This is a genomic window from Ruegeria sp. YTSA105, assembly GCF_059610225.1.
This window is the reverse complement of the sequence record NZ_JBXWNE010000005.1, coordinates 217229-223756: the sequence shown is the minus strand read 5'-3', so window position 1 is coordinate 223756 and position 6528 is coordinate 217229. Positions and strand designations below refer to the sequence as shown.

Annotated in this window: 6 protein-coding genes and 2 tRNA genes; 5 read left to right on the top strand and 3 right to left on the bottom strand. The window is 56.2% G+C overall.

The annotated features are described in order from the left end of the window. Together AC2FH2_RS09400 and AC2FH2_RS09395 are read left to right on the top strand one after the other, a co-directional pair. Nucleotides 1-160: transposase (locus AC2FH2_RS09400; RefSeq protein ID WP_496678881.1), on the top strand; the 160-nt coding region annotated here is incomplete at its 5' end. A gap of 458 nt (nt 161-618) precedes the next feature. Further along, a complete protein-coding gene (locus AC2FH2_RS09395) occupies nt 619-4056 on the top strand; it encodes a pyruvate carboxylase (RefSeq protein ID WP_496823381.1) in 3438 nt (1145 codons plus the stop codon). A 53-nt stretch (nt 4057-4109) separates the two neighbouring features. Here AC2FH2_RS09395 and AC2FH2_RS09390 read toward each other — a convergent pair whose 3' ends face one another. Then, nucleotides 4110-5039, bottom strand: a complete 930-nt coding sequence (locus AC2FH2_RS09390) for a hypothetical protein (protein WP_496712841.1) — start codon at nt 5037-5039, stop codon at nt 4110-4112. Nucleotides 5040-5173: 134 nt separating this feature from the next. After that, nucleotides 5174-5557: an MAPEG family protein gene (locus AC2FH2_RS09385; RefSeq protein ID WP_142636882.1), complete on the bottom strand. Its 384-nt coding sequence runs from the start codon at nt 5555-5557 to the stop codon at nt 5174-5176. Between the two features lie 201 nt (nt 5558-5758). Between AC2FH2_RS09385 and AC2FH2_RS09380 the strand changes: the two genes are divergently transcribed. The 3 genes from AC2FH2_RS09380 (at nt 5759) to AC2FH2_RS09370 (ending at nt 6153) form a co-directional block, all read left to right on the top strand. Then, nucleotides 5759-5833 (top strand) — tRNA-Gly (locus AC2FH2_RS09380). Nucleotides 5834-5866: 33 nt separating this feature from the next. Continuing rightward, nucleotides 5867-5941: transfer RNA gene (locus tag AC2FH2_RS09375), tRNA-Gly, on the top strand. Between the two features lie 56 nt (nt 5942-5997). After that, the gene (locus tag AC2FH2_RS09370) at nt 5998-6153 is read left to right on the top strand and encodes a hypothetical protein (protein ID WP_185956685.1); all 156 of its coding nucleotides are present in this window, start codon (nt 5998-6000) and stop codon (nt 6151-6153) included. On the opposite strand, the gene AC2FH2_RS09365 is transcribed toward AC2FH2_RS09370, so the two are convergent. Continuing rightward, nucleotides 6150-6389: an Lrp/AsnC family transcriptional regulator gene (locus AC2FH2_RS09365; protein ID WP_142636899.1), complete on the bottom strand. Its 240-nt coding sequence runs from the start codon at nt 6387-6389 to the stop codon at nt 6150-6152. The genes AC2FH2_RS09370 and AC2FH2_RS09365 overlap by 4 nt on opposite strands. Between the last annotated feature and the right edge of the window lie 139 nt (nt 6390-6528).

The following is a 6528-nucleotide window of genomic DNA, read 5'->3' as shown; positions in this document are numbered from 1 at the left end:
CGTCCGATACGACAAGCGCCGCTACAAACGACGCAACCGCATTGAGATCATGTTCGGACGCCTGAAGGATTGGCGGCGCGTCGCCACCCGATATGACAGATGCCCAAAGGTATTCCTCTCGGCCATCGCTCTCGCTGCTACAGTCCTATTCTGGCTGTAAATCAATGAGTCTGGAGCCTAGACTCTTAAACGGTCGGTGATCTTTCAGAGGATCGGATAAAGAAGTAACGCAATGATTTGAGGCGAGCAGCACGCAAACGATCTGCCCAAAACCTCTCGGGGCTACACATCCACGATAACCGGACACGGTCAGGCCTTTCATTCCCAACGTTCTTGAAGTCAATCGGCTCGGCACCCGGCACGACCATGCGCGCAACTTGCCTAATGTGTCGAAACTTGGCAAAGCATCTGCCGACCGTGGCCAAAAAGTCCTTAATGAACACACCAAATCACGCCGCAATTCACCAGTCTTGATGCCGCAGCGCAGCAAGGCTATCAAGCATTCACCAACAGGAGGCGTTTGCGAGCGTTAACATGCCGGTTCTACCCAAATCACCGATATACCTGCGCGTATTGTTCGCCTAGAAGTTCGCCAAACAAACAGGACCGGGACCTGATATGACACATTTCGACAAGATCCTGATCGCCAACCGCGGCGAGATTGCCATTCGCGTGATGCGCGCAGCGAATGAGATGGGCAAACGCACAGTCGCCGTATATGCGGAAGAGGACAAGCTTGGCTTGCACCGTTTCAAGGCGGACGAGGCCTATCGCATCGGCGAGGGGTTGGGGCCGGTTGCCGCTTACCTCAGCATTGACGAGATTATTCGCGTGGCCAAGGAATGTGGTGCGGATGCCATCCACCCGGGCTATGGCTTGTTGTCGGAAAACCCAGATTTCGTGGATGCCTGCGTCCAGAACGGGATCACCTTCATCGGACCAAAGGCCGAAACCATGCGCGCCTTGGGCGACAAGGCCAGCGCCCGCCGCGTGGCCATCGCCGCCGGAGTTCCGGTAATCCCTGCGACCGAAGTGCTGGGCGACGATATGGGCGCGATCCGGTCACAAGCCAAAGAGATCGGATATCCCCTGATGCTCAAAGCATCCTGGGGCGGAGGTGGCCGCGGCATGCGCCCAATCGAATCCGAGGACGAATTGGAAGAAAAAGTCCTGGAAGGCCGCCGCGAAGCCGAGGCTGCCTTTGGCAATGGCGAGGGCTATTTGGAAAAGATGATTATCCGCGCCCGCCATGTCGAGGTGCAGATTCTGGGCGACAAACATGGCGAAATTTACCACCTGTATGAGCGCGACTGCTCGGTCCAGCGCCGTAATCAGAAAGTCGTGGAACGCGCGCCTGCCCCGTATCTCAGCGAAGAACAACGCGCGGAAATCTGCGAACTGGGCCGCAAGATTTGCGCCCATGTAAATTATGAATGCGCAGGCACCGTCGAGTTCCTGATGGATATGGAAACCAGCAAGTTCTACTTCATCGAGGTGAACCCGCGCGTTCAGGTGGAACATACCGTCACCGAGGAAGTCACAGGTATCGACATTGTGCAGGCACAGATCCTGATCGCCGAGGGCAAATCGTTGGCCGAAGCCACCGGCGCCGCCAGCCAAGCGGATGTGCACCTGAACGGTCATGCCCTTCAGACCCGGATCACAACCGAAGACCCACAGAACAACTTTATTCCCGACTACGGTCGCATCACCGCATACCGCTCGGCTACTGGCATGGGTATTCGCCTAGATGGCGGCACGGCCTATGCGGGTGGTGTAATCACGCGGTACTACGACTCGCTGCTGACCAAGGTCACGGCCTGGGCCCCGACGCCACAGGCCGCGATTTCGCGAATGGACCGAGCGCTGCGCGAGTTCCGTATTCGTGGCGTCAGCACCAATATCGACTTTGTCATCAACCTGCTGAAACACCCGACCTTCCTGTCGAATGAATACACCACCAAGTTCATCGACACTACGCCCGAGCTGTTCACCTTTAAACGACGCCGTGACAGGGGCACCAAGGTTCTGACCTATATTGCGGATATCACCGTGAATGGGCATCCTGAGACCAAGGATCGTCCCGAACCGCGTACCGATCTGAAAGAGGCCAAGGCCCCGGCTCTGAAAAGTGAGCCGCAGATGGGCACCCGCAATCTGCTAGAACAAAAGGGCCCGCAGGCGGTGGCCGATTGGATGAAGGCTCAGCGCCAGTTGCTGATCACCGACACCACGATGCGCGACGGGCACCAGTCGCTGCTGGCGACGCGGATGCGGTCGATCGACATGATCAAAGTGGCCCCGAGCTATGCGGCCAACCTGCCGCAGCTGTTCAGCGTCGAATGCTGGGGCGGCGCCACTTTCGATGTGGCTTATCGGTTCTTGCAGGAATGTCCGTGGCAACGTCTGCGTGACCTGCGCGAGGTGATGCCGAACCTGATGACCCAGATGCTTTTGCGCGGTGCAAACGGGGTTGGATACACCAATTACCCCGACAACGTGGTGCAGGAATTCGTTCGTCAGGCGTCAGAAAATATCGACGTGTTTCGCGTCTTCGACTCTCTCAACTGGGTCGAAAATATGCGTGTCGCGATGGATGCGGTGGTCGAGAACGGTAAAATCTGTGAAGGCACCGTTTGCTATACTGGCGATATTCTGGACCCGAACCGTGCCAAATATGACCTAAAATACTATGTTGGCATGGCGAAAGAGTTGCGCGATGCCGGAGCTCATATTCTGGGCCTGAAAGACATGGCCGGCCTGCTGAAACCAGCCTCGGCCAAGATTTTGATCCGTGCGCTGAAAGAAGAGGTCGGGTTGCCAATCCACTTCCACACGCACGACACTGCCGGTATCGCCAGCGCCACCATTCTGGCCGCCTCCGAGGCGGGTGTGGACGCAGTGGATTGCGCGATGGACAGCTTCAGTGGCAACACTTCTCAGGCGACATTGGGCACTGTGGTCGAAGCGCTGCGCCATACGGAACGCGACACCGGTCTGGACATCAAAGCCATCCGCGAAATCAGCGACTATTTCGAGGTGGTCCGAGGCCAGTATGCGGCCTTTGAATCCAGCCTGCAGGCCCCTGCATCCGAGGTATATCTGCACGAGATGCCCGGTGGCCAGTTCACTAACCTCAAGGCTCAGGCGCGCAGCCTTGGCCTGGAAGAGCGTTGGCATGAAGTGGCGCAGATGTATGCGGACGTGAACCAGATGTTCGGCGATATCGTCAAAGTCACGCCTTCGTCAAAAGTGGTTGGCGACATGGCGCTGATGATGGTCAGCCAAGGGCTGACGCGCGCCGATGTCGAAAACCCGGACTCGGACGTGGCCTTCCCGGATTCGGTCATCGACATGATGCGCGGCAATCTGGGGCAGCCTCCGGGCGGGTTCCCTGATGCGATCATCAGCAAGGCGCTTAAGGGCGAAAGCCCCAACACTGACCGCCCCGGCAAAGACGTACCCCCGGTCGATCTGGAGGAAACGCGCGCCGAGCTATCCAAACAACTGGACGGCAAAGAGGTCGACGACGAGGATCTGAACGGATTCCTGATGTATCCCAAGGTGTTCCTTGATTACATGGGTCGCCATCGGATCTATGGCCCCGTCCGCACCCTGCCCACGCGCACATTCTTCTATGGAATGGAGCCCGGCGAAGAGATCGCCGCGGAAATCGATCCCGGCAAGACTCTGGAAATTCGCTGTCAGGCCATCGGTGAAACCGATGAAAATGGTGAGGTCAAAGTGTTCTTTGAACTGAACGGTCAGCCCCGTGTGATCCGGGTGCCAAACCGTCTGGTGACGTCAACCACGCAGGCCCGACCCAAAGCGGAAATCGGCAACCTCGCACATATCGGCGCACCGATGCCGGGTGTCGTGGCAACCGTTGCGGTTACTGCGGGACAAGAGGTCAAAGAAGGCGATATGCTTTTGACCATCGAGGCCATGAAGATGGAGACTGGCATTCACGCCGAAAGGGACGCCGTAGTCAAAGCCATCCACGTTCAGCCAGGCGGCCAAATTGACGCCAAGGACCTGCTGATCGAGCTGGAATAGCAAAAAAAGGCGCGCCTCTGGGGCGCGCCTTTTCCATTTCATTGGGTTAAGGTTCAGCCGTCTACGGTTTCTCCTTCAACCTCATCTTCGACCAATGCCTTTTCTGTTTCATCACCAGAAACATCATAATCCGCAAGCGCCGGCAGACCCAGCAGGTCGTGCAGCTCGTTCAGGGCGTCGTCAGACAACTCGCGACCGCCGGTCAGAGTATCCAGAGCCTCTTGCGGGTCAGAAGATCCGGCCAGGTTTGTCTCGGCCTCCTCTACTGCCAGCGCAGCCTCTTCGACCGCGTCGTCGTACTTGTCCTGAGCGGTGATGCCCTCGGCAAGCTCGTCTTCGGTCGGCTCATAGGCCTCTTCGATCTCTTCTGCGGTCAGTTCCTGCAGGTCTTCCAGTTCGTCGTTCTTATCCTGCAGATCTGTCGCCGCATCGGTATGACCAAGAATGCTCTGCTGATAAGAGTACAGTTTTCCTGGCATACTGTTCGGAGACGCATTCATAAGAGCCGTTTGGCTGGCATGGGCTGCGTTCAGACCTTTAAGCTCCGATGCAATTTTGCCGTGCTTGTTGGGGTGAACCGGCTCCTCATCAACGACAGCAGTGGTAACTTTGGTCATCTTGGCAGGTTTCTTATTGCCCTTGACCAGATTACCAATCGAAGCGACCAGCCCGTTTTTCTTTTGAGTCGTAGCGCCCGTTTTGGCAGTTTTTTGCTTTTTCAGGCCAAGACTGGCGAGCAACCCTTTGCCAGTCCCCTTTTTACCCAAGGACTTGCCACCTTTCACCTGTGAGGACTTGTCGCCAGACTTATCCGCGCCGTTCCCATTTCCACCACCATTGCCTTTGCCACCGCCATTACCTTTGCCGCCACCATTTTTGGCGATGGCCATATCAGGTACGGCAACAACTGCCACAAAGCTTACAGCGCCAAGCAGCAGAAATGAGGTCGCAATTACACGCGAAAGTAACAAGAACCGTTTCATATTATTCACCTGTCCTTCTTGAGCAGTGGCAGCAGATACCACAAAATCAAGCACCTGAGTTAACGTTGACAGTTAGTTAATAATTGAATTTGGGTAAAATGGTGGCTTTTTTCGGCGTGTGCGACCCACCGCGCTCACACCGCCAGCACAATATTGGCTATTGCAGCTACGAAGATTGAACCAAATGTCAGCAGCATTCCGATTTGCCTGAGGATAACGATCTGCGGAGACCTGCCAAACCCATATGCATGAAGCAGGCGACCACCCAGCAAGGCCAATCCCAACAGGTTCAACAGCAACCCGCTGGCGCCCTGCAATTCAACCATCGCCATCAATAACAGCGCAAACGGCGCGTATTCCGCGAAATTGCCATGAGTTCGGATCGCCTTGATCATTTGCCCCTTGCCACCATCCCCGTAGGAAACCTTTTCGCCCCGTCGGTGGCCAATGACCCGAAGGCTCAGCGCCAGATACAAAAAGGCGGCTAATGCCGCATAAACCGGTGTAATTGTCAGCATGGGTGGCTCCGTCTATTAATATTCCTAAGCTCTGGGCAAAGCTTAACGCGGAATCTCGACCGGTCCAGTTGAACCGGGCTGCTGCTACGCGAGGTCAAGTCTGTCTGGATTTCCTCCGCACGAGAAGATTTTTTGCAAAAGTCGCGTTTTTCCCCTTGCAGCTTTCCGCCAGAATTAATACTTCACGCCTCACTCAACGGCGCGGGCGTAGCTCAGGGGTAGAGCATAACCTTGCCAAGGTTAGGGTCGGGCGTTCGAATCGCCTCGCCCGCTCCATTGAGAGGTCTCCGGACCAAATATGTATCTGATGCGGGCGTAGCTCAGGGGTAGAGCATAACCTTGCCAAGGTTAGGGTCGGGCGTTCGAATCGCCTCGCCCGCTCCAGATACAAACCCTCTCACTCAACGCTGTTTTCTTATGGCGCGGCCTGCTGAAAAAGCATGACCCGCGTATATGTTCATATGCCGCAACCGAACAAAGCCACCTTCACATTGGCCGCGCGGACGGCGCATAAGAACGTCTTTGACACCGCGCCGAAGTACTCCGATCACGACCCGGACCGAATCTTCCGCGTGACAACGTTTGAGCAGGGCTAGAACGCCTTGAACGTCATTGTGGTCAGCGAGCGTTCTATACCCGAGATCACCAGCAGATTTTCATTGATGAAATGTCCCACATCCTCGGCCTCGGGGATGTAAAGCTTCAGCAGCAGGTCATATTCGCCGCTGGTAGAGTAGAGCTCCGAGTGGATTTCGCGCAACGCGATCTCTTCAGCCACCTTGTAAGTGGTGCCAGGTTTGCAGCGGATCTGGATGAAAACACAGGTGGACATGGGCCGAGCCTTGTTGGTTGAGTTGGCCGCAGGCTGACATGGGCTGCGCCCGGGCGCAATCCCCTGCAACAGTTTGCGGCGATTGCGACGGATGGTCTGGATCAACCCGCCCTACCCCGTCTATAAGCACGCCTGTAGT

What these genes read in the sequence shown, in the direction of transcription:
- AC2FH2_RS09395 (WP_496823381.1), top strand. Translation starts at nt 619, where the DNA reads ATGACACATTTCGACAAGATCCTGATCGCCAACCGCGGCGAGATTGCC.
- AC2FH2_RS09390 (WP_496712841.1), bottom strand. Translation starts at nt 5,039, where the DNA reads ATGAAACGGTTCTTGTTACTTTCGCGTGTAATTGCGACCTCATTTCTG.
- AC2FH2_RS09385 (WP_142636882.1), bottom strand. Translation starts at nt 5,557, where the DNA reads ATGCTGACAATTACACCGGTTTATGCGGCATTAGCCGCCTTTTTGTAT.
- AC2FH2_RS09370 (WP_185956685.1), top strand. Translation starts at nt 5,998, where the DNA reads ATGACCCGCGTATATGTTCATATGCCGCAACCGAACAAAGCCACCTTC.
- AC2FH2_RS09365 (WP_142636899.1), bottom strand. Translation starts at nt 6,389, where the DNA reads ATGTCCACCTGTGTTTTCATCCAGATCCGCTGCAAACCTGGCACCACT.